At 66.0% G+C, this 20,324-nt stretch carries 26 protein-coding genes; 20 read left to right on the top strand and 6 right to left on the bottom strand.

Going from position 1 to position 20,324, the window contains the following annotated elements:
- Nucleotides 1–25: 25 nt before the first annotated feature.
- The gene (locus AB0366_RS21235) at nucleotides 26–1,009 is read right to left on the bottom strand and encodes a LysR substrate-binding domain-containing protein (RefSeq protein WP_366245676.1); all 984 of its coding nucleotides are present in this window, start codon (nucleotides 1,007–1,009) and stop codon (nucleotides 26–28) included.
- Nucleotides 1,010–1,114: 105 nt separating this feature from the next.
- Between AB0366_RS21235 and AB0366_RS21230 the strand changes: the two genes are divergently transcribed.
- Nucleotides 1,115–1,504, top strand: coding sequence for a DUF5997 family protein (locus AB0366_RS21230; protein ID WP_183130394.1), 390 nt, complete (start codon nucleotides 1,115–1,117; stop codon nucleotides 1,502–1,504).
- Here AB0366_RS21230 and AB0366_RS21225 read toward each other — a convergent pair.
- Genes AB0366_RS21225 through rhtB form a run of 3 tightly spaced genes read right to left on the bottom strand, consistent with a single transcriptional unit; the run spans nucleotide 1,501 to nucleotide 2,665 of the window.
- Nucleotides 1,501–1,884 (bottom strand): YchJ family protein, encoded by a 384-nt coding sequence (locus tag AB0366_RS21225; protein WP_366245674.1) that lies wholly within the window; start codon nucleotides 1,882–1,884, stop codon nucleotides 1,501–1,503. The genes AB0366_RS21230 and AB0366_RS21225 overlap by 4 nt on opposite strands.
- Complete coding sequence (locus AB0366_RS21220; RefSeq protein ID WP_155292933.1) at nucleotides 1,881–2,027, bottom strand: hypothetical protein; 147 nt, start codon at nucleotides 2,025–2,027, stop codon at nucleotides 1,881–1,883. Before AB0366_RS21220 ends, AB0366_RS21225 begins: the two co-directional genes overlap by 4 nt.
- Nucleotides 2,028–2,038: 11 nt before the next feature.
- Nucleotides 2,039–2,665 (bottom strand): homoserine/homoserine lactone efflux protein, encoded by a 627-nt coding sequence (gene rhtB, locus AB0366_RS21215; RefSeq protein ID WP_366245673.1) that lies wholly within the window; start codon nucleotides 2,663–2,665, stop codon nucleotides 2,039–2,041.
- An 82-nt stretch (nucleotides 2,666–2,747) separates the two neighbouring features.
- On the opposite strand from rhtB, the gene AB0366_RS21210 reads away from it, so the two are divergent.
- The 12 genes from AB0366_RS21210 to hisI all read left to right on the top strand — a co-directional run bounded on the left by AB0366_RS21210 (nucleotide 2,748) and on the right by hisI (nucleotide 11,721).
- Nucleotides 2,748–3,215 (top strand): SRPBCC family protein, encoded by a 468-nt coding sequence (locus tag AB0366_RS21210; RefSeq protein ID WP_121872365.1) that lies wholly within the window; start codon nucleotides 2,748–2,750, stop codon nucleotides 3,213–3,215.
- Between the two features lie 21 nt (nucleotides 3,216–3,236).
- The gene (locus tag AB0366_RS21205) at nucleotides 3,237–3,755 is read left to right on the top strand and encodes a DinB family protein (protein ID WP_366245672.1); all 519 of its coding nucleotides are present in this window, start codon (nucleotides 3,237–3,239) and stop codon (nucleotides 3,753–3,755) included.
- A gap of 89 nt (nucleotides 3,756–3,844) precedes the next feature.
- Complete coding sequence (hisD, locus tag AB0366_RS21200) at nucleotides 3,845–5,197, top strand: histidinol dehydrogenase (protein WP_366245670.1); 1,353 nt, start codon at nucleotides 3,845–3,847, stop codon at nucleotides 5,195–5,197.
- Nucleotides 5,194–6,324 carry a histidinol-phosphate transaminase gene (locus tag AB0366_RS21195; protein WP_366245669.1) on the top strand — a complete coding sequence of 377 codons (1,131 nt, stop codon included), beginning with the start codon at nucleotides 5,194–5,196 and terminating at the stop codon, nucleotides 6,322–6,324. Before hisD ends, AB0366_RS21195 begins: the two co-directional genes overlap by 4 nt.
- Entirely contained in the window at nucleotides 6,321–6,944 is a 624-nt protein-coding gene (hisB, locus tag AB0366_RS21190; RefSeq protein WP_032394340.1) for an imidazoleglycerol-phosphate dehydratase HisB, read from the top strand. The genes AB0366_RS21195 and hisB overlap by 4 nt, the downstream gene beginning before the upstream one ends.
- A 61-nt stretch (nucleotides 6,945–7,005) precedes the next feature.
- Nucleotides 7,006–8,124 (top strand): MFS transporter, encoded by a 1,119-nt coding sequence (locus tag AB0366_RS21185; protein ID WP_366245766.1) that lies wholly within the window; start codon nucleotides 7,006–7,008, stop codon nucleotides 8,122–8,124.
- Nucleotides 8,121–8,750, top strand: a complete 630-nt coding sequence (gene hisH, locus AB0366_RS21180) for an imidazole glycerol phosphate synthase subunit HisH (protein WP_094612626.1) — start codon at nucleotides 8,121–8,123, stop codon at nucleotides 8,748–8,750. The genes AB0366_RS21185 and hisH overlap by 4 nt, the downstream gene beginning before the upstream one ends.
- Nucleotides 8,747–8,953 carry a hypothetical protein gene (locus AB0366_RS21175; RefSeq protein ID WP_366245668.1) on the top strand — a complete coding sequence of 69 codons (207 nt, stop codon included), beginning with the start codon at nucleotides 8,747–8,749 and terminating at the stop codon, nucleotides 8,951–8,953. Before hisH ends, AB0366_RS21175 begins: the two co-directional genes overlap by 4 nt.
- Before the next feature lie 56 nt (nucleotides 8,954–9,009).
- Nucleotides 9,010–9,744 (top strand): bifunctional 1-(5-phosphoribosyl)-5-((5-phosphoribosylamino)methylideneamino)imidazole-4-carboxamide isomerase/phosphoribosylanthranilate isomerase PriA, encoded by a 735-nt coding sequence (priA, locus tag AB0366_RS21170; protein ID WP_366245666.1) that lies wholly within the window; start codon nucleotides 9,010–9,012, stop codon nucleotides 9,742–9,744.
- Between the two features lie 7 nt (nucleotides 9,745–9,751).
- Nucleotides 9,752–10,582, top strand: coding sequence for an inositol monophosphatase family protein (locus tag AB0366_RS21165; RefSeq protein ID WP_366245665.1), 831 nt, complete (start codon nucleotides 9,752–9,754; stop codon nucleotides 10,580–10,582).
- Complete coding sequence (gene hisF / locus AB0366_RS21160) at nucleotides 10,579–11,352, top strand: imidazole glycerol phosphate synthase subunit HisF (protein ID WP_121869669.1); 774 nt, start codon at nucleotides 10,579–10,581, stop codon at nucleotides 11,350–11,352. Before AB0366_RS21165 ends, hisF begins: the two co-directional genes overlap by 4 nt.
- A gap of 15 nt (nucleotides 11,353–11,367) precedes the next feature.
- On the top strand, nucleotides 11,368–11,721 hold the full coding sequence (gene hisI / locus AB0366_RS21155) for a phosphoribosyl-AMP cyclohydrolase (RefSeq protein ID WP_121869670.1): 354 nt from the start codon (nucleotides 11,368–11,370) through the stop codon (nucleotides 11,719–11,721).
- Here the strand turns inward: hisI and AB0366_RS21150 are convergent.
- Nucleotides 11,712–12,233, bottom strand: a complete 522-nt coding sequence (locus AB0366_RS21150; RefSeq protein WP_366245663.1) for a MarR family transcriptional regulator — start codon at nucleotides 12,231–12,233, stop codon at nucleotides 11,712–11,714. The genes hisI and AB0366_RS21150 overlap by 10 nt on opposite strands.
- A gap of 88 nt (nucleotides 12,234–12,321) precedes the next feature.
- Nucleotides 12,322–12,783: a peroxiredoxin gene (locus AB0366_RS21145; RefSeq protein WP_366245662.1), complete on the bottom strand. Its 462-nt coding sequence runs from the start codon at nucleotides 12,781–12,783 to the stop codon at nucleotides 12,322–12,324.
- Nucleotides 12,784–12,839: 56 nt separating this feature from the next.
- Between AB0366_RS21145 and AB0366_RS21140 the strand changes: the two genes are divergently transcribed.
- From AB0366_RS21140 to AB0366_RS21110, 7 genes are all read left to right on the top strand, one after another.
- Nucleotides 12,840–14,408: an anthranilate synthase component I gene (locus tag AB0366_RS21140; RefSeq protein WP_366245660.1), complete on the top strand. Its 1,569-nt coding sequence runs from the start codon at nucleotides 12,840–12,842 to the stop codon at nucleotides 14,406–14,408.
- The gene (locus AB0366_RS21135) at nucleotides 14,405–15,070 is read left to right on the top strand and encodes a TIGR02234 family membrane protein (RefSeq protein ID WP_366245659.1); all 666 of its coding nucleotides are present in this window, start codon (nucleotides 14,405–14,407) and stop codon (nucleotides 15,068–15,070) included. The genes AB0366_RS21140 and AB0366_RS21135 overlap by 4 nt, the downstream gene beginning before the upstream one ends.
- A 79-nt stretch (nucleotides 15,071–15,149) precedes the next feature.
- A complete protein-coding gene (gene trpC / locus AB0366_RS21130; protein ID WP_366245658.1) occupies nucleotides 15,150–15,959 on the top strand; it encodes an indole-3-glycerol phosphate synthase TrpC in 810 nt (269 codons plus the stop codon).
- Nucleotides 15,960–16,025: 66 nt separating this feature from the next.
- On the top strand, nucleotides 16,026–17,339 hold the full coding sequence (gene trpB, locus AB0366_RS21125; protein WP_183130395.1) for a tryptophan synthase subunit beta: 1,314 nt from the start codon (nucleotides 16,026–16,028) through the stop codon (nucleotides 17,337–17,339).
- The gene (gene trpA, locus AB0366_RS21120) at nucleotides 17,336–18,139 is read left to right on the top strand and encodes a tryptophan synthase subunit alpha (protein WP_037192689.1); all 804 of its coding nucleotides are present in this window, start codon (nucleotides 17,336–17,338) and stop codon (nucleotides 18,137–18,139) included. The genes trpB and trpA overlap by 4 nt, the downstream gene beginning before the upstream one ends.
- Entirely contained in the window at nucleotides 18,136–19,158 is a 1,023-nt protein-coding gene (gene lgt, locus AB0366_RS21115; RefSeq protein ID WP_366245657.1) for a prolipoprotein diacylglyceryl transferase, read from the top strand. The genes trpA and lgt overlap by 4 nt, the downstream gene beginning before the upstream one ends.
- Nucleotides 19,151–20,041, top strand: coding sequence for an NINE protein (locus AB0366_RS21110; protein WP_366245656.1), 891 nt, complete (start codon nucleotides 19,151–19,153; stop codon nucleotides 20,039–20,041). Before lgt ends, AB0366_RS21110 begins: the two co-directional genes overlap by 8 nt.
- The last annotated feature ends 283 nt before the right edge of the window (nucleotides 20,042–20,324 follow it).

The raw sequence follows: 20,324 nt of genomic DNA, 5'->3' as shown, positions 1-20,324 counted from the left end.
TTCGGGGCGGCGCGAGATGCAGACGTCAGCGACGCTTGCCGCTGCGTCGGGCGTTCGTCTTCGTCTTGGCAACGGGGCGAGCAGGTTTCGAGGGGTGCGCTTTCTTCTTCTTGACCGGTGTTTCGTCCGACGGTCCGCGTGAGCTGCGGGTCGAGCGGCCGCGGACGATGCCGATGAATTCCTCGATGCGGTCGTCCTCGCGTTCGGCGACCCAGGCCAGTGCAATCTGCGACTGCTCGACGTCGGTCACGGGGCGGTAGACGAGGTCCTTACGGGCGTTGAATCGGGCGACCGAGTGCGGCACGATCGCCACGCCCAGCCCGGCGGCCACGTACTCGAACGTCTCTGCAACGGAATTCATCGGCGGCAGTTCCGGTCTATTGCCGACCACGAGTTCGGTTGCCACCGCTGCCCATTCGGGCACCGTCGCTGGTTCGGCGAGCAGATGCTCGTCGGCGAGATCGGTTGCGGTGACCGAATCGAATGCGGCGACCGCGTGGTCTTTCGGGACCACCACGACCTGCACTTCTTGATACAGACCGATTGCGTTGAGGCCATCGCGGTCGATCGGCGGTCGAACGAAGCTCACATCGACTGTGCCGTCGTGCAGGGCCGACCCTTGTGTCTCGGGCGTTGTCGCCACCACGGACAGCGTGACGTCCGGAAAACGATCCGCCCAGATACGCGTCCACTTCGTGAGCGTCACACCGTCGGCGTATCCGATGGTGAACGTCGTCGGCTCGGCAGCAGCAACCTGCGCGAGTTCCGAGAGCCGATCGTCCTCGGCGATCTCGACCAGCGCCCGCTCGAGCAGATCGCGGCCGTCGGCAGTGAGTTCGGTGGGGGAGGCGCCCGGTACGAACAGGTCGACGCCGAGCTGTTCCTCGAGTTCCACGACCGTCTTGCTCAAGCGGATTCGCGAGATTCCCAGCGACTGAGCAGCGCGCGCGAAATGCAGTTGCTGCGCTACCGCCGCGTACCAGCGCAGTGTCTGCACATCGATGTTCACAGTGTCGAGCCTATGGGACGAGGAGGGCAGTGAGGGACGGTGGCGTCGAGAGCGCCGACGGCCGGATAAGCTGGTCCGGTGAGCCCGGAGAACAAGCAGCAGACCATGAAGCCATTGACCGCGGCGAACAAGCTCGGCATCTACCTTCCCGCAGCACCCGAAGAATTCCAGAACTCGATGATCAGCCGGTCCGACCTGGACGCACTGCGCAGCGATCCGCCGCAGTGGTTGACCGACCTGCAGACCAACGGACCCTTCCCGCGCGACGTCATCGCGAAGAAGCTGGGCGTATCCATCGCAGGGCTGGCCCGTGGCGGTGTCACCGAAGCGCTGACCAGCGAGGCGATCGACGAACTCGTCGCCAGCCCGCCCCAGTGGCTCGTTCGCGAGCGTCGCACCCAGGTTCAGGTGCGCAAGGATGCCGAACGCATCAAGGAGAAGCAGGAAGCGCGTCGTACCTCGGGCAACCGTCCGACAAAGCTGCGCAACCTCTAGCGCGAGACGATCCCGTCGAGGTAGAGCCACCGGCCGTCCACTCGGACGAAGCGGCTCACCTCACTCATCGAGCCCGCCCCGTCGGGATGCTTGTACCGGGCCTTGAACTCGACGGTTCCCGCGTCGTCGAACAAGCCACCGGCCTCGGTTGCGAGAATGTCGAGTCGATACCACCGCTGATCGGGGTCCAACTCCAGTTCGGCCGGTGCAGTGTCGGGATGCCACGATGCGCGGAGATAGTCCACGTCTGCGACGGCGAACGCGGTGAATCGCGATCGCATCAGCTTCTCCGCCGTCGGCGCGTTCGCCACACCGAGCAGATACGGCGCACAACAGGCGTCGAACGTGTCACCACTCGAACACGGACACCGTCCACTCACTCGTCGACTACTTCGACCGTATAGGTCCCCAGTTCGTGCTCGTCACGCTTGCCGACGTCCTGGATCCAGGTGTTGGCCTCGAGAAGAGTGTCGAACAGTCCCAGTGGAATCGGATCGCCGCCGAGGGCATTTTTCATGATCACGCGGTACTTCCTCACGGAGTCACGCGCCGAACGGTCGCCAAGAACGTTGCCGCGGCAAAGAACAGCCCGGCGAACGTGCGGTTCATCGTCTTCTGCTGGCGCTGCGATTTCATCAAGCGCAGCACCCGCGAGGCCAGCGAGGTGTACCCCGTCATCACGAGCATGTCGACCGCCACCATCGTCGCGGCGATCACCAGGTACTGAACGACGAGAGGTCGCGTCGGATCGAGGAACTGGGGGAGCACCGCAACCATGAAGACGACGGCTTTCGGGTTGCTGGCATTGACGAGGAAGCCGCGGGCGAGCATCGTCGTGCCACGGTCGGCCACTGCCGGGGCGTCGGCGACGTCGGCCGGGGCTGCCCGCCACTGCCGAACGCCGAGGTAGACGAGGTAGGCAACGCCGAACCACTTGATGGCGGTGAAGGCCAGTGCAGAGTTCGCCAGAACGGCTCCCAGTCCGACCGCGACGATGCCGATCTGAATCAGCAGACCGATCTGCAGCCCGAAGATGTTCCAGTATCCGCGGCGCAGGCCGTAGCGGAGCCCGGTGGACATCGACGCAATGGCACCGGCGCCGGGGGAGAGACTGATGACGATGCTCGCGCCGAGGAAGGCGAGCCACACTGACCAGGACATGCGTTCATTGAACTACGGCCGTCAATTCCTATTCGTCTCGACCAGGTGTGTCGAACAAGGCGCTGTGGGGTAGGCCGTGAAGATGGCAGACATCAGAACGATCGATACAGGCCCGCAGCAAGTCACCCGTCAGACCGAGGTGCGGGCACCGGCGTCGGAGCTGTTCGACATCGTGGCCGATCCCACCCGGCACGGTGAGCTCGATGGGTCCGGCACGGTCAAGGACACCGTTCGCGGTCCCGATCGCCTCAGCACCGGTGCGAAATTCTCCGTCGGCATGAAGCAGTACGGCGTGCCGTACAAGATCACCAGCACGGTCACCGAGTTCGTTGACGCCGACAAGCACAAGGTCGTCGAGTGGCAGCACCCGATGGGCCACAGCTGGCGCTGGGAGTTCGAGGAGAAGCAGCCGGGGCTGACCACGGTCACCGAGAGCTTCAAGTACGGCACCGCCAAGGTCCCCAAGGTGCTCGAACTGTTCAAGATGCCGCAGAAGAACGCGCAGGGCATAAAGAGCACGCTGCACAACCTGGCTGCCCGCTACGCCTGACCTGAATCTATTCTGACCGGCATGCCGATCGATCCCGACACCAAGAACTGGACCTGGGTACTCGAGCGAGCGTGCCCGGACTGCGGGTTCGACTCGAGTGCCGTCGACTACGACGACATCCCGGACCTGATCCGCGCCGACGTCGAGCGTTGGGAGGCGGTGCTGCGGCGCGACGACGTAGCACTGCGTCCCGACGACTCGACATGGTCTGCGCTCGAGTACGCCGCTCACGTACGTGACGCGCACCGCATCTTCCGCACCCGTCTGGCGCTGGTGTTGACCGAGGACGATCCCGAGTTCGCGAACTGGGATCAGGACGCCACCGCGCTGGCCGAAAACTACAACGCACAGAATCCCGCGACAGTCGCAACGGAACTCGGTGACGCCGCGCGCACCCTGGCCGACGATTTCGCCGCTGTACCGCCGGAGGATCGGCATCGGACCGGTCGGCGTAGCGACGGGTCGAACTTCTCCGTCGAATCACTGGCCGCCTACTACATTCACGACCCCATCCATCATCTGTGGGACGTGCGGGGCTGAGCCGAATTCGGTGGAACTATCCTGGGTGTTCGAACCACACTGTTACGACCGAACCCCGGCACCGAACCGACTTCACGAAGGGGCCCACTATGCCTGCCCGCATCGAGCTCGCCCGCGTCGATCTACGCGGACGAACTCCATCCACCGCCGAACTACGCGGCGCACTTCCCCGAGGCGGAGTGGATGTCGATTCGGTGCTGCATCAGGTTCGCCCCGTCGTCGACGCCGTCCGCGAACGCGGCACCGAGGCTGCGCTCGAGTTCAGTGAGAAGTTCGACGGCGTCCGGCCGGACCGCGTTCGCGTCCCGCAGGAAGAACTGGTCAAGGCACTCGCAGAGCTCGATTCCGATGTTCGGGCCGCCCTCGAGGTCGCCATCGAACGTACGCGCCTGGTGCACTCCGATCAGCGCAGAAAAGACCACACCACCCAGGTGGTACTCGGCGGCACCGTGACCGAACGCTGGATCCCCGTCGATCGCGTCGGCCTGTACGTGCCCGGCGGCAACGCCGTGTATCCGTCGTCGGTCGTGATGAACGTGGTGCCCGCGCAGATCGCCGGTGTCGGATCCCTGGTGGTGGCCTCGCCGCCGCAGAAGAACTTCGGCGGATTGCCGCACCCGACGATCCTGGCTGCGGCGCAGCTGCTCGGCGTCGACGAGGTCTGGGCCGTCGGCGGCGGTCAGGGTGTTGCGCTCCTCACCTACGGCGGCGTCGACACCGACGGCGGCGAGTTGGCTCCGGTCGATCTGATCACCGGTCCCGGCAATATCTATGTCACAGCTGCCAAGCGCCTGTGTCGATCGCTCATCGGAATCGACTCCGAGGCAGGGCCCACCGAGATCGCGATTCTCGCCGACGCCACCGCGGACCCCGTTCACGTGGCAGCGGACCTCATCAGCCAGGCCGAGCACGACGTCATGGCAGCCAGCGTGTTGGTCACCGACAGCATCGAACTGGCCGATGCCGTGGACCAGGCCGTCAACGCACAGATGGCGTCCACCAGGCATGCCGAGCGCGTGGCCACCGCACTGAACGGTAGCCAGTCCGGCATCGTGTTGGTCGACGACGTCACGCAGGGATTGGCCGTGGTCAACGCCTACGCCGCCGAGCACCTCGAGATCCAGACGAAGGACGCGTCCGACGTCGCATCCCGGGTGCGCAGCGCCGGTGCCGTGTTCGTCGGAGCGTGGTCGCCGGTGAGCCTCGGTGACTACTGCGCCGGTTCCAACCACGTACTGCCGACGGCAGGATGCGCTCGGCACTCGTCCGGCCTGAGTGTGCAGACGTTCCTGCGCGGCATCCATGTGGTGGACTACAGCAAAGCTGCGCTGAAAGACGTTGCAGCGCACGTGATTGCACTGGCCAATGCCGAGGATCTGCCGGCCCACGGCGAAGCGGTGCGGCTGCGGTTCGAAGGGTTACGTACCGGTGACGCGTCATGAGTGATGCGTTGGGACAGTCGGTCTCGCTGGACGACCTCCCGCTGCGCGAGGCCCTGATCGGCAAGTCGCCGTACGGTGCGCCGCAGCTAACCGTGCCGGTTCAGTTGAACACCAACGAGAATCCGCACCCGCCGACGCAGGCGTTGATCGACGATGTGGCGGACTCCGTTCGCGTCGCCGCCGGGCAGCTGCACCGCTACCCGGATCGCGATGCCGACGCGCTGCGGGCCGACCTCGCGCGCTACCTCACCGAGCAGACCGGCTTCGCCGTCGACACCGCCAATGTGTGGGCGGCCAACGGCTCCAACGAGATTCTGCAGCAACTGCTGCAGGCCTTCGGGGGACCGGCTCGCACCGCGCTGGGCTTCGTGCCGTCGTACTCGATGCACCCCATCATTTCGTCCGGGACGCAGACCGAATGGCTTCCGGCGAAGCGTCGGGCAGATTTCTCTCTGGACGTCGACTACGCCGTCGGTGCCATCGAAGAACGTAAACCCGACGTCGTGTTCGTCACCAGCCCCAACAATCCGACGGGCCACAGCATCGACGAGGCGGACCTGCGCCGAATCCTCGACGCTGCACCGGGAATCGTGGTGGTCGACGAGGCCTACGCGGAATTCTCCTCGGCACCCAGCGCGATCGGGTTGATCGAGAGCTACCCCAGCAAGATCGTGGTCAGCCGAACCATGAGCAAGGCGTTCGCGTTCGCCGGCGGTCGGTTGGGATATCTGGTGGCTGCCCCGGCCGTCGTCGACGCAATGTTGTTGGTGCGCTTGCCCTATCACCTCTCGGTCGTCACGCAGGCAGCTGCGCGGGCGGCGCTGCGGCACGCTTCGGACACTCTCGGGAGCGTGGCCGAACTCTCCGCCGAACGAGATCGAGTGGCAGCGGCCCTCGGCCGCCAGGGTTACGACGTGGTGCCGTCCGACGCCAACTTCCTGCTCTTCGGCCGGTTCTCCGATGCGGCCGCGACGTGGCAGCGATACCTGGACGACGGCGTGCTCATCCGGGACGTCGGAATTCCCGGCTATCTACGCGTCACCATCGGACTGGCACACGAGAACGACCGATTCCTCACCGTCAGCGCAGCACTCGCATCGACCGAAACAGCAGAGGCATCGAAGTGACCACACCCGCTCCCCGCATCGCCAAGATCGAGCGCACCACCAAGGAATCCGACATCTCGGTCGAGTTGAATCTCGACGGCACCGGAATCGTCGACATTTCCACCGGCGTTCCGTTCTACGACCACATGCTCACCGCGCTCGGTACCCACGCTCGCTTCGACCTGACAGTGCGCGCGAAGGGCGACATCGAGATCGAGGCGCACCACACCGTCGAGGACACCGCGATCGTGCTCGGCCAGGCGCTCGGTCAGGCCCTCGGTGACAAGGCGGGCATCACCCGGTTCGGCGATTCGTTCATTCCGATGGACGAAACGCTCGTGCACGCGGCCGTCGACGTGTCCGGTCGTCCGTACTGCGTGCACACCGGTGAGCCCGACTACATGGTGCACTCCGTCATCGGCGGCTACCCCGGCGTTCCGTACTCCACGGTGATCAACAAGCACGTGTTCGAGACGCTGGCGTCCAACGCACGGATCGCACTGCACGTCCGGGTGATCTACGGCCGCGATCAGCATCACATCACCGAAGCCGAGTTCAAGGCAGTGGCTCGGGCACTGCGTCAGGCCACCGAGTACGACCCTCGCGTGACCGGTGTGCTGTCCACCAAGGGAAGTCTGTGATCGGTCGATCGGCGCTCGTGCGTTGAGTGGCCTGAGCTCCATCCGTGGTCTTCCGGCCGCGATGGCCATGGGCGCGGCCTCGTTCGGCGGCTGGGGACTGCTGCTCCCGGTGGTTCCCCTCGCGGTGTCCCAGTCGGGGGCATCGGACGCGGTGGCAGCGGCCAGCACCGCGATCTTCATGGCCACGACGGTGATCACTCAGCTGTTCGTGCCGAGCATGCTGAGGCGAGTCGGCCACCGCGCGGTTCTGGCCGCCGGGTGTCTGCTCCTCGGGTTGCCCGCGCTGCTGTTCATCGTCTCCGTCGAGGCCGTACCGGCGCTGGCGGTGTCCGCGCTGCGGGGCACCGGTTTCGGAATGTTGACGGTCGCCGGTGCCGCCATTGTCGCCGAACTCGCTCCGACAGCGCTGCTCGGCCGGGCCACGGGCGCGCAGGGGATCGCTGTCGCCTTGGCTCAGATGGTCACGCTGCCACTGGGTCTGGTGATTTTCGCGGCGAGTCCGACGGCCGTGTTCGTACTCGGTGCTCTGGTTCCCGCAGCAGGCCTGATCGGCGTGGCGCTGTTGCCGCCCACCCGGCCCGCCCCGCAGCCGCCCAGGATCGAGCGAGTTCGCCTAGACAAACGCCAATTTCTGGTGCCGTGTCTTGTCGTGGCCTCGGTGTCCGCGGCGTACGGGGGAATCACCAGTCTGTTGCCGATCGCCGAATCGAATCGAGCCGCGATGATCGGACTCGCACTGGCCGTCGTCAGTGCCTCGATGCTCGTCGGGCGTTACGCCGCGGGGTCGGTGGCGGACCGAATCGGAATCGGACGCTCGGTGTTTCCGGCGCTGGTGTCGGCGGCGATCGGTATCGCTCTGTTCGCGATCGCCGCGCTCGGCGGCATGCCCGCGGCGCTGTTCTTCGTCGCAGCAGTCCTGTTCGGAATCGGGTACGGCGCATGCCAGAACGACAGTCTCGTGATGGCATTCGACGCAGCCGGTCCCGCCCGCTACAGCAGTGCGAGCGCCGTCTGGAACATCAGCTTCGACGCGGGTACCGGGGCGGGCGCACTCGCCCTCGGTGTCCTGGCGACGAGTGTGGGTTACACCGCGGGATTCACCGCAGCCGCTGCCACGGTGGTCGTCGTCGCGGCGGTGGCGCTCGTCGCGAGACCACGCCCCGATAGACTTGCCGCATGACTTCTGTGGTGTTGCTCGATTACGGCTCGGGCAATCTGCACTCGGCGAAGCGGGCTCTGGCCCGGGTCGGTGCCGATGTGACCGTGACCTCGGACTTCGACGAGGCCTTGAATGCAGAAGCGCTGGTCGTTCCCGGTGTCGGTGCATTCGCCGCCTGCATGGAGGGCCTGCTGGCGGTGAAGGGCGAACGCATCATCGGGCGGCGTCTGGCCGGCGGACGCCCCGTGCTGGGCATCTGTGTCGGAATGCAGATCCTCTTCGACCGCGGGGTCGAGTTCGGTGTCGAAGCGGACGGGTGTGGGGAGTGGCCGGGAACGGTCGAGCGTTTGCAGGCCGAGGTGCTGCCTCACATGGGGTGGAACACCGTTGAGGCACCGGAGAAGAGCGTGCTGTTCGACGGCATCGATCCCGAGACCCGGTTCTACTTCGTCCACTCCTACGCCGCGCAGCAGTGGGAGCTCGAACCCAGCGACACCATCGCAGCCCCGTTGCTCACATGGGCCGATCACGGCGGACGGTTCCTCGCGGCGGTAGAGAACGGCGCGCTCTCGGCCACCCAGTTCCACCCGGAGAAGTCCGGTGACGCCGGGGCCGCGCTGCTGGAGAACTGGGTCCGATCGGTGTGAGCGACCGTGAGTTCTCACTCGGGCGCTTGGCCTTTCGAGCCCTCGGTGCGGCGGTGGCCGTGCTGGCCCTCGCGACGGCACTGATCGCGGTGCTGCAGCCGGGCCCCGGGGTGGGTCTGGTCATCGCGTTGGCCGGTGTGGTCGGCGCGATCGCGGCCATGGGTGTGGTGTCCACCCGCATGACGCGCAAGGAACTCCGGTAGGACCACAGGCGACCCGTTTTGAGTTCACGGCCGCTCGGCCCGTAGCATAACCGCACGTGAGCCTGGTCTTATTGCCTGCTGTCGATGTCGCAGGCGGCGAAGCTGTCCGTCTCGTTCAAGGAGAAGCAGGAAGCGAAACGAAGTACGGGTCGCCTCGCGACGCCGCACTCGCGTGGCAGAACGACGGTGCCGAGTGGGTCCATCTCGTGGATCTCGACGCTGCGTTCGGACGCGGCTCCAACCGCGAGCTCCTGGCGTCGGTCGTCGGTGAGCTCGACGTCAAGGTGGAGCTGTCGGGCGGAATTCGTGACGACGAGTCGCTGCGCGCAGCGTTGGCGACCGGTTGCGCGCGAGTCAATCTCGGCACCGCAGCCCTCGAGGATCCGCAGTGGTGCTCCCGCGCGATCGGTGAGTTCGGCGATCGCGTCGCCGTCGGCCTCGACGTGTTGATCGTCGACGGAGCACCGCGGTTGCGCGGTCGCGGCTGGGTGAGCGACGGCGGCGATCTGTGGGAGGTTCTGGGGCGGCTCGAGCGCGACGGGTGCTCGCGCTACGTCGTCACCGACGTCACCAAGGACGGCACGTTGACCGGACCCAACCTGGAACTGCTCGCCGACGTGTGCGCCAAGACCGACAAGCCGGTCATCGCATCGGGCGGCGTGTCCACGATTGCAGACCTGGAAGCGATCGCCGGACTGGTCGACCGCGGTGTGGAAGGTTCCATCGTCGGAAAAGCCCTGTACGCCGGACGTTTCACGCTCCCGGACGCCCTCGCTGCGGTGTCTCGGTAACCCAGGAATGACCCTTCCCGAGGAACCGACCCGTCTGCTCGAGATCGCCGGTGGTTTGCTCGACGGCATCCACGATCGGTTCGTCGCCGGCGTCGGCGCACCGAGCGCAGTGCAGAAGGGCCCCGACGACTTCGCCACTGCAGTGGACCTGGAACTCGAGCGTCGGCTGAGTGCGGAATTGCACGAGTCCACCGGAATCGCCGTTCACGGTGAGGAGTTCGGGGGACCGGATCTGAACTCGGGACTCGTCTGGGTGCTGGACCCGATCGACGGCACCTTCAACTACTCGTCGGGATTGCCTTCGGCCGGAACGTTGTTGGCGTTGCTCGACGATGGCGAGCCGGTCCTCGGGCTCACCTGGCTGCCGTTGGTGGATCAGCGTTTCGCCGCTGTGGCAGGCGGACCCCTGTTGCTCAACGGCGTCGCCCTTCCGGCGCTGCAGCCGAAACCGTTGCGCGAATCCATGATCGGGTTCGGTGCGTTCAACGTCGCCAGCCGCGGTTCGCTGCCGGGTCGGTTCCGATTCCGCATTCTCGAAGAATTGTCGATGCACTCCTCGCGACTGCGGATGCACGGTGCCACCGGAGTCGATCTGGCCTACACCGCCAGCGGAGTTCTCGGCGGCGCGGTGGTCTTCGGTCATCGTGCCTGGGACAATGCAGCCGGTGCGCTGCTGGTACGTGCGGCAGGCGGAATCGTCACCGACCTCGCGGGCGAACCCTGGACGGTCGACTCCGCGTCGGTCCTCGCAGCCGGACCAGGAGTGCACGACGAACTGCTGAAGGTGATCACCGAACTAGGTGATCCCGTCGACTATCTGGAAGGACCGGTGCGATGAGCGTCGCGGTCAGAGTGATTCCGTGCCTGGACGTCGACGCCGGACGCGTCGTCAAGGGAGTCAACTTCGAAAACCTCCGCGACGCAGGCGATCCCGTGGAGCTCGCGGCCGCCTACGACGCGCAGGGGGCGGACGAATTGACCTTCCTCGACGTCACCGCGTCGACGTCGGACAGAGGCACGATGCTCGACGTCGTCAGCCGGACCGCCGAGCAGGTGTTCATCCCGCTCACCGTCGGCGGGGGAGTGCGCACCGTCGCCGACGTCGATCGACTGTTGCGAGCCGGGGCGGACAAGGTCAGTGTCAACACCGCTGCGATCGCCCGACCGGAGTTGCTCCGCGAGCTCAGCGAACGGTTCGGCTCACAGTGCATCGTGCTGTCGGTCGACGCACGCACCGTCCCTCAGGGGCAGCAGGACACCCCGTCGGGCTGGGAGGTCACTACTCACGGCGGCAAACGTGGCACCGGCATCGACGCCGTCGAATGGGCGGTTCGTGGTGCAGAACTGGGCGTCGGGGAGATCCTGCTCAATTCGATGGACGCCGACGGAACGAAGGCCGGATTCGATCTGCCGATGATCGCCGCCGTCCGGTCCGCGGTGCACGTGCCGGTGATCGCCAGCGGCGGAGCGGGTGCGGTGGAACACTTTTCGCCGGCAGTGCACGCCGGAGCGGACGCGGTTCTTGCCGCGAGCGTCTTCCACTTCGGCGATCTCACCATCGGCCAGGTCAAGGACGCGATGCGCGCCGAGCACATCGTCGTTCGATAACGAAGAGGATTTCCGATGACACTCGACCCGAGTCTGTCCGCGCGGCTCAAGCGCAACGAAGCCGGACTGTTCAGCGCCGTCGTGCAGGAACGGTCGACCGGTCAGGTACTCATGGTCGCCTGGATGGACGACGAGGCGCTCTCTCGAACCCTCGAAACCCGCAAGGGCACTTACTATTCGAGGTCCAGGCAGCAGTACTGGGTCAAGGGTGAGACGTCGGGTCACACGCAGTACGTGCACGAGGTTCGGCTCGATTGCGACGGCGACACGGTGCTCCTCGTCGTCGATCAGACCGGCGCGGCGTGCCACACCGGCGCGCACACCTGCTTCGATGCCGACGTCCTGTTGGGCCCCGACACTCAGGCGTGACCGGTTCCCGCTGCTATTCCCTTGTCCAACTGCGCCAATAGAGTCGAGCTCAGGGTGGCGAGCTCGCCGACCTCGGAGTCGGACAGACCGTCGAAGATCAGCGCCTGCACGGTGGCGACGTGACCCGGTGCCGATCCGACGACCTTGTCCATTCCGGCGTCGGTCAGCACCGCGTAGGATCCCCGGCTGCCCGGGATGCTCTCGCGTCTGACCCACCCGGCTTTCTCCAGCTTGGTGACCACGTGTGACAGACGCGAGAGTGACGCGTTGGCGTACTCGGCCAGGTCCCGGAGCTGGATGCGGCGCTGCGGATTCTCACTGACCACCGCGAGGACGAAGTAATCGAAGTGAGTCAGCTGCGCGTCGCGTTGCAGCTGCGCGTCCAGAGCTGCAGGCAACCGAGTGACCAGAGCGACGAGTGATCGCCACGCCTGCTGTTGGCTCTCGGTGAGCCAGCGGGGATCCACCGAATCCTCCGGTGTCGCCTCCTGCGGTGTGGCCGACGTATCCATCGCGGGGAACCTCTCGATCAAGTTAGTTGTTGCCTGCACATGATGCCTCGAGGGTCCCCCCACCCGAGGCATCGCGTCGGTCACTGCTCTACGTGCGATGTGCCCGCAGATACTCCAGAGCCTTGTCCGCATGGGCTTCGAACCGTACTTCGCTCGAGAAGGTCTCGAGGACCTTCCGGTCGGTGCCGATGACGAATGTGGCGCGCTTGACCGGGGAGAGCTTGGCCAGCAGACCGCGCTTGACGCCGAACGCGGTGGCGACGGTGCCGTCCTCGTCGGAGAGCAGCGGGTAGTCGAAGGACTTGGCGGCGGCGAACTCTGCCTGCTTCGCGACGGCATCGGCACTGATGCCGACGCGGGTTGCTCCGACCTCGGCGAACTCCGATGCCAGGTCCCGGAAGTGGCAGGCCTCGGCGGTGCAACCCGGGGTGAACGCAGCAGGGTAGAAGAACAGCACTATCGGACCGTTCGCCAGCAAATCGGTCAGCGTTCGGGTCTCTCCGGTCTGGTCCGGCAGGGAAAAATCGGGAACGAGCTCGCCTGGTTTCATGCTCGGCAGGTTACCGCGAGCGCCGACGCTCGTGCCGAACCTGGGAGGATGGTGGCATGCACGGCGAGACGACCACCGATCCCAGCCCCACTCCCGACACCGAGAACTCGGACTCGACCACCTCGCGTGAGGTGTTCCGGCATCTCGCCGCAGAGCACCGCGTGGTGCCCGTGACGCGAAAGGTGCTCGCCGACTCCGAGACTCCTCTGTCGGCGTACCGCAAGCTCGGTGCCGACCGACCCGGAACCTTCTTGCTCGAGTCCGCACAGAACGGCAGTTCGTGGTCGAGGTGGTCGTTCATCGGGGCAGGCGCTCCGGCGTCGCTCACGGTCATCGACGGTGAGGCCGCGTGGCGCGGCAACGTCCCCGCGGGGGTGCCGAGCGGCGGTGATCCTCTCGAAGTGCTGGCGCGGACCCTGGAGCTGTTGCATTCGGAGCGGCTGCCCGGTCTGCCCCCGTTGACCGGCGGCATGGTCGGCTACCTCGGATACGACTCGGTGCGGCGCATCGAGAAGCTGCCCGAGCATGCGCAGGACGACCTCGGTGTGCCGGAGCTGGTCATGCTGCTCGCGACCGATCTTGCGGCCGTCGACCATCACGAGGGCGCGATCACCCTGATCGCGAACGCGGTGAACTGGAACGGCACCGACGAGCACGTCGACGAGGCGTACGACGACGCCGTGCGGCGTCTGGACCGTATGTGCGCGGACCTGTCGAAGCCCGCCGACTCCACCGTGTCCACCGTGTCCAGGCCCGCGCCGCAGTTCCGCCGACAGCGCACGTCCGAGGGCTTCGGGGCCGACGTCGCTCGCCTGGTGGAGGAGATCGAAGCAGGTGAGGCGTTCCAGGTGGTGCTCTCACAGCGTTTCGAGATGGACACCGATGCGTCACCCCTCGACGTCTACCGGATGCTGCGAGCTTCCAATCCCAGCCCGTACATGTATCTGATGCACGTACCGGGGGAGAACGACGAGACGGCCTTCTCCATCGTCGGATCGAGCCCCGAGGCATTGGTGACGGTGGTCGACGGTCTCGCCACCACGCATCCCATCGCGGGCACGCGTTGGCGCGGCACGTCCGAGGAAGAGGACGTGCTGCTCGAGAAGGATCTGCTGGCCGACGAGAAGGAGAACGCCGAGCACCTGATGCTCGTCGATCTGGGCCGCAACGATCTCGGACGCGTCTGCGCTCCCGGCACCGTAAGAGTGAGCGACTACCGCCACATCGAGCGATACAGCCACGTCATGCACCTGGTGTCGACGGTCACCGGCCGGTTGGCCGAAGGCAAACGCGCCCTCGACGCGGTCAAGGCCTGCTTCCCGGCAGGCACCCTGTCCGGGGCGCCGAAGGTGCGCGCGATGGAACTGATCGACGAGCTGGAGCCGACGCGACGCGGCATCTACGGCGGCATCGTCGGCTACCTCGATTTCGCGGGGGACGCCGATACCGCCATCTCGATTCGCACCGCCCTGATCAAGGACGGCACCGCCTACGTTCAGGCCGGGGCAGGGGTCGTGGCCGACTCGGTTGCGGAATACGAGGACGACGAGGCGCGGAACAAGGCGATGGCGGTGCTGGGAGCCGTCGCCGCTGCGGAATCGCTCCGTGAGGTCGGCGGCCGATGACCGAGCGATCCGGTCGCCGCGGGTCGGCGGCTCTACCCGTCGCCCTTCTGGTCGTTGCCGCGGCGTGCCTGTGGGGCGCGTCGAGAATGACGTGGGTTCGGGTGACGTCGTTCGACGGCCTCGGAGAGAGCCGTACCGACGAGCTTCTCGGTAGCACCTGGGCTGCTGCCACGACGCCGCTCGCGCTGGTGCTCGTGGCGGCGATCGCCGCGTCGTTCGCCGTGCGCGGGTGGGCCTCTCGGGTGCTGGCCCTGTTGATCGCCGTGGTGGCCGTGGCGGCCGCGATTCCGGCGGTTCGATTGCTCACTGCCGGGGCATCCGATTCGGAGTCCGCGGCGCTGGCGGAGCTTCCGGCACGCGCCCAGGTGTCGATGACGGACGTCTCGGTTCTGCCGGCGATCGTCACCCTCGTCGGTGCAGTCTGCGCCTTCGCTGCTGCCGTGGTGTCGATTCGGAAAACGTTTGCCCCGCAAGTACTCTCGTCCAAGTACGACGCCCCGGCGGTGCGACGCGACGAGGTCGCTCGACGTGCGCGCACCACGGCATCCGGTGCCGGTGTGCAGGACGAGGGAGAGGACCTCACCGAACGCATGATGTGGGACGCGCTCGACGCCGGTGAGGACCCTACCGACGAGTCCGGTACCCGGCGTTCGTCGGATTGAAACGGACCTCTACGCTAGATCCGACCCCGATGAGATTCCTCACATCGGACGTCGACGCTCAGAAAGGACTGGGGGCACCATGACCGTTCTCGACTCGATTCTCGACGGTGTACGAGCCGACGTGGCCGCGCGTGAATCGGTGGTCGATTTCGCCGCCGTGAAAGCAGCAGCGAAGGCAGCCCCGGGCCCCCTCGACGCGGCAGCAGCCCTCCGTGAGGACGGCATCGGCGTCATCGCCGAAGTGAAGCGGGCGAGCCCGTCCAAGGGCGCGCTGGCAGACATCGGTGATCCGGCCGTTCTGGCCCGCGCCTACGAGCAGGGCGGCGCTCGCATCATCAGCGTTCTCACCGAGGAGCGTCGGTTCCACGGGTCTCTCGCAGACCTCGACGCGGTCCGTGCCGCCGTCTCAATTCCAGTGCTGCGCAAGGACTTCATTGTCGGTCCGTACCAAATTCACGAGGCTCGGGCGCACGGTGCAGACGTGATCCTGCTGATCGTCGCGGCGCTCGAGCAGGACGCGTTGACGTCGTTGCTCGACCGCACCGAGTCGCTGGGTATGACGGCGCTGGTCGAGGTGCACACCGAGGCCGAGGCGGACCGTGCCCTCGAGGCCGGTGCCAGCGTCATCGGTATCAACGCCCGCAATCTGAAGACACTCGAGATCGATCGTGACAGCTTCGGCCGCATCGCGCCCGGGTTGCCCAGCGAGATCATTCGTATCGCGGAGTCCGGGGTGCGTGGCACTGCAGATCTGCTCGCCTACGCCGGTGCCGGTGCCGACGCGGTACTCGTCGGCGAGGGCTTGGTCACCGCAGGTGATCCGCGCACGGCCGTCTCGGACCTGGTGACGGCGGGAACGCATCCGTCGTGCCCCAAGCCTGCACGCTGACCCGAGCGCGGCGGCGGTCCGCCGTTGGGGCACACTGGACCGGTGAGCACCAGCAATTCTTCTTCCATCACGGACGCCCCGCAGGCAGTCCGTTTCAAGGGCGCTGATCTGCCGCAGAGCAGCATCGGCCTCACCGATCGCAGCGCGCACGAGCCCGATGTGGGCGGCCATTTCGGTGTCTACGGTGGCAGATTCGTGCCCGAGGCGCTGATGGGTGTGATCGAGGAAGTCACCGCCGAGTACGAGAAGGTGCGCAGCGACAACGAGTTCCTCGGTGAACTCGACCGACTGCAGCGCGACTACACCGGTCGCCCCTCGCCGGTCTTCGAGGCGACGCGGTTGTCCGAGCACGCAGGCGGCGCTCGGATTCTCCTCAAGCGAGAAGACCTCAACCACACCGGTTCTCACAAGATCAACAACGTCCTCGGCCAGGTGCTCCTGGCCAAGCGTATGGGCAAGACACGGATCATCGCCGAGACCGGCGCGGGCCAGCACGGAGTGGCCACCGCCACGGCGTGCGCGCTCCTCGGACTCGAGTGTGTCGTGTACATGGGCGAGGTCGACACCGAACGGCAGGCGCTCAACGTCGCTCGGATGCGTCTGCTCGGGTCCAGTGTCGTGGCCGTGAAGTCCGGATCGCGCACCCTCAAGGATGCCATCAACGAGGCGCTGCGCGACTGGGTCACCAACGCGGACAACACGTACTACTGCTTTGGTACCGTCGCCGGACCACACCCCTTCCCGGTGATGGTGCGCGATTTCCAACGCATCATCGGCCTCGAGGCGCGGCAGCAGGTGCTCGCGTCCACGGGCAGGCTGCCCGACGCCATCGCCGCCTGTGTCGGTGGTGGCTCCAACGCAATCGGAATCTTCCACGCCTTCATCGACGACGCCGATGTTCGGCTGATCGGCTTCGAGGCGGCAGGCGACGGCGTCGAGACCGGCCGCCACGCGGCGACGATCAGCGGTGGAAGTCCAGGAGCCCTGCACGGTGCGTACTCCTACCTGCTGCAGGACGAGGACGGTCAGACCGTCGACTCTCACTCCATCTCAGCGGGATTGGACTACCCGGGCGTCGGTCCGGAGCACTCGTACCTGCACGACATCGGGCGGGCCGAGTACCGCGGCATCACCGATACCGAAGCCATGAACGCCTTCAAGCTGCTGTGCCGCACCGAAGGCATCATCCCGGCCATCGAGTCCTCGCACGCCATCGCCGGCGCGCTCACCCTCGGCAAGGAGTTGGGCAAGGACGCGATCATTCTGGTCAATCTCTCCGGACGCGGCGACAAGGACGTCGACACCGCAGCCGAATGGTTCGGTCTGATCGACGGAGACGGCGAAGCGAACGTGGACGACGAAGCAGGTATCAAGCCATGAGCAACAACGACTCTCGCCTTTCGGGGACCTTCGCGCAGTGCCGTGCCGAAGGGCGCGCAGCACTCGTCGGATACCTGCCGGCTGGTTTTCCGACGGTGCCGCGATCGGTCGAGGTGTTCAAGACGATGGTCGACGCCGGATGCGACATCGTCGAGGTGGGCATTCCGTATTCCGATCCGGTGATGGACGGGCCCACGATCCAGGCCGCAGCAGATGTGGCGCTGCGAGCTGGCGCACGGGTGAAGGACGTCTTCGCCGTCACCGAGCAGGTCGCTGCAGCGGGCGGAAAAGCGGTCGTCATGACCTACTGGAACCTGGTGCTCAAGTACGGCATTGAGAACTTCGCCCGTGACCTCGCAAATGCGGGTGGGCTCGGAATCATCACCCCGGATCTCATTCCCGACGAGGCGCAGGAATGGATCGAGGTCTCGAATCGCTACGAACTCGATCGAATCTTCCTCGTCGCCCCGTCGTCCACCGAGGAGCGGCTCGTCAGCACCGTCGAAGCCAGTAGTGGCTTCGTCTACGCGGCCTCGACGATGGGCGTCACCGGTGCACGCGACGCTGTGTCCTCGATGGCCCCCGCACTCTCGGCGCGCATCCGTCAACACTCCGACATTCCCATCGGCGTGGGGCTGGGGGTCCGCTCGGGCGCGCAGGCTGCGGAAATCGCCCGCTATGCCGACGCGGTGATCGTCGGTTCGGCATTGGTCAGTGCCGTCGACAAGGGACTCGACGCCGTGCGCGACCTGACGACGGAACTCGCCGAGGGTGTCCGTTCGGCTAACGTAGCGTCGTGACTTCGACCGCGATCCTGGCCTACATTCCCAGTCCGCCGCAGGGGGTGTGGCACGTCGGACCGCTGGCTCTGCGGGCCTACGCCCTGTTCATCATCATCGGCATCGTCGTTGCCGTCGTGTGGGGTGATCGACGCTGGGTGGCCCGAGGTGGAACCAAGGGCACAGTCCTCGACATCGCAGTCTGGGCCGTCCCGTTCGGTCTGCTGGGCGGGCGTCTGTACCACGTGGCAACCGACTGGAAGACGTACTTCGGTCCCGGCGGAAACCCGATCGAAGCGCTGTACGTCTGGAACGGCGGGCTCGGAATCTGGGGAGCGGTGTTCCTCGGTGGCGTCGGTGCCTGGATCGCCTGCCGTCGACGCGGAATTCCGTTGCCCGCGTTCGGTGACGCCGTCGGCCCTCCGATTCTGCTGGCCCAGGCGATCGGCCGCATCGGCAACTACTTCAACCAGGAACTGTACGGCCGCGACACCACACAGCCGTGGGGTCTGGAGATCTACGAACGGGTCGACGCCAATGGACGGCTCGATCCACTCAACGGAGTCTCGACCGGCTTCGTGGAAAAAGTGGTGCATCCGACCTTCCTGTACGAGCTGCTGTGGAGCGTGGCAGTCGTCGTGCTTCTGGTTCTCGTCGACCGCAAGTACACGATCGGCCACGGTCGACTGTTCGCGCTGTACGTGGCCGGATACTGCGCCGGGCGGTTCTGGGTGGAACTCATGCGCGACGACTTCGCCACGACGATCGCAGGCATACGCATCAACACCTTCACCTCCGCCATCATCTTTGTGCTGGCGCTCGCGTACTTCTTGATCGCCACCAAGGGCCGTGAAGAACCGGCGACACTGAGATCGAACGACGACGTGGATCACGAGACTGCTTCCGAGGACGCCTCCTCGGATGCGGAAGGCTCGGGCCCGACGCCGATCGACGACACCACGGACGCAGGCACCGTCGATGCGCAGCCCACTCAGGCGTCCGACAAGAAAGCCGAGGAAGAAGGCAGTACGCGTGGTTGATTTCGACAAGACCCCTCAGCCCGACCCCGAACCGGATTCCACCGCCGATTCGAGCGACAGCGGGTCGAATCCGACCGCGTCGTTCGGCACGCCGTTCGACTACGACGCCACCGCCGAAGCGTCGCTCTCGGAGCCACCCGGAACCTCGGAGTCCGCGCCCTCGCACGGTCCGACCGGTCCGACCGGCCCGGGGTGGGACACGTACTCCGGCATCGGAAACGGCCCGGGTTGGTCCAGCACGCCGAGCTACCCGGCGCCGAGCGCGGACGGCAGTACCGACAATCCGCTCGGTGGATTTCCGGCACCCCCCGGCTACCCACAGCAGGGTTACGGCCAGCAGCCAAATTACGGTCAGCAGGGCTACCCACAGCAGGCTTACGGGCAGCAAGGCTTTGGGCAACAGCAGAGTTACGGGCAGCAGGGCTACCCGCAGCAGGGTTACGGCCAGCAGGGCTTCGGTCAACAACAGGGGTACGGCCAGCAGGGCTTCGGTCAACAACAGGGGTACGGCCAACAGGGTTACGGCCCGCAGGGCTACGGCGTACCCGCCGGCTATCCGGGTGGACCCGCGTTCGGCGTTGGCCCCGATGCACCGTACGGGCGCGATCCGGTGACCGGCGTGCCGTTGTCGGACAAGTCCAAGATCGTCGGCGGCCTGCTGCAGCTGTTTCTCGGTTGGTTGGGAGTCGGCCGGTTCTACATCGGAAGTACCGGAATCGGCGTCGCGCAGTTGCTTCTGTTCTTCGTCGGATTTCTCCTCACCGCGGTGTTCGGCCTCGGAGTGATCCTGCTGTTCGGGCTCTTCGTGTGGCACGTGGCCGACGGCGTGCTGATACTGGTGGGCAATGTGACGGACGCTCAGGGGCGAAAACTGAGAGACTGATGCCCTTGCTGATACTGCATCGGACGTAAGGGAGCTCGACGTGAGTGACTCAGGTACATCGTCCTCGGACGGATCCTCGGGCGACGGATCCACTCCGTCGGAGCCGACCATCTCGTTCGACAAGGGCTCTCCCGCAGGTTCGGGTCCCGTGTACGGGGCTCCCGACCCGAACTACACCACTCCGAACTACAGCACCCCCAACTACGGCACTCCAGACGCCGACGATCAGGGGCAGTTCGGACCTCCGCCCGGTGCCGGTTACCCACCACCATCCGACGGTTCC

The sequence above is a fragment of the Rhodococcus sp. NPDC076796 genome (assembly GCF_040702765.1).
Taxonomy (GTDB): Bacteria; Actinomycetota; Actinomycetes; order Mycobacteriales; family Mycobacteriaceae; genus Rhodococcoides.
Note: the sequence above shows the minus strand (reverse complement) of the source record. Positions and strands in the feature narration are given on the sequence as shown.

Bases quoted from the DNA above. Each gene is read 5' to 3' on its own strand.
- AB0366_RS21205 (WP_366245672.1), top strand. From the start codon at position 3,237: ATGCCGATCGATCCCGACACCAAGAACTGGACCTGGGTACTCGAGCGA.
- trpA (WP_037192689.1), top strand. From the start codon at position 17,336: ATGAGCAACAACGACTCTCGCCTTTCGGGGACCTTCGCGCAGTGCCGT.
- AB0366_RS21145 (WP_366245662.1), bottom strand. From the start codon at position 12,783: ATGAAACCAGGCGAGCTCGTTCCCGATTTTTCCCTGCCGGACCAGACC.
- hisH (WP_094612626.1), top strand. From the start codon at position 8,121: ATGACTTCTGTGGTGTTGCTCGATTACGGCTCGGGCAATCTGCACTCG.
- trpC (WP_366245658.1), top strand. From the start codon at position 15,150: ATGACCGTTCTCGACTCGATTCTCGACGGTGTACGAGCCGACGTGGCC.
- AB0366_RS21210 (WP_121872365.1), top strand. From the start codon at position 2,748: ATGGCAGACATCAGAACGATCGATACAGGCCCGCAGCAAGTCACCCGT.
- AB0366_RS21135 (WP_366245659.1), top strand. From the start codon at position 14,405: ATGACCGAGCGATCCGGTCGCCGCGGGTCGGCGGCTCTACCCGTCGCC.
- AB0366_RS21150 (WP_366245663.1), bottom strand. From the start codon at position 12,233: ATGGATACGTCGGCCACACCGCAGGAGGCGACACCGGAGGATTCGGTG.
- AB0366_RS21230 (WP_183130394.1), top strand. From the start codon at position 1,115: ATGAAGCCATTGACCGCGGCGAACAAGCTCGGCATCTACCTTCCCGCA.
- AB0366_RS21140 (WP_366245660.1), top strand. From the start codon at position 12,840: ATGCACGGCGAGACGACCACCGATCCCAGCCCCACTCCCGACACCGAG.
- AB0366_RS21185 (WP_366245766.1), top strand. From the start codon at position 7,006: ATGGCCATGGGCGCGGCCTCGTTCGGCGGCTGGGGACTGCTGCTCCCG.
- hisF (WP_121869669.1), top strand. From the start codon at position 10,579: ATGAGCGTCGCGGTCAGAGTGATTCCGTGCCTGGACGTCGACGCCGGA.
- AB0366_RS21195 (WP_366245669.1), top strand. From the start codon at position 5,194: ATGAGTGATGCGTTGGGACAGTCGGTCTCGCTGGACGACCTCCCGCTG.
- AB0366_RS21165 (WP_366245665.1), top strand. From the start codon at position 9,752: ATGACCCTTCCCGAGGAACCGACCCGTCTGCTCGAGATCGCCGGTGGT.
- hisI (WP_121869670.1), top strand. From the start codon at position 11,368: ATGACACTCGACCCGAGTCTGTCCGCGCGGCTCAAGCGCAACGAAGCC.
- rhtB (WP_366245673.1), bottom strand. From the start codon at position 2,665: ATGTCCTGGTCAGTGTGGCTCGCCTTCCTCGGCGCGAGCATCGTCATC.
- hisD (WP_366245670.1), top strand. From the start codon at position 3,845: ATGCCTGCCCGCATCGAGCTCGCCCGCGTCGATCTACGCGGACGAACT.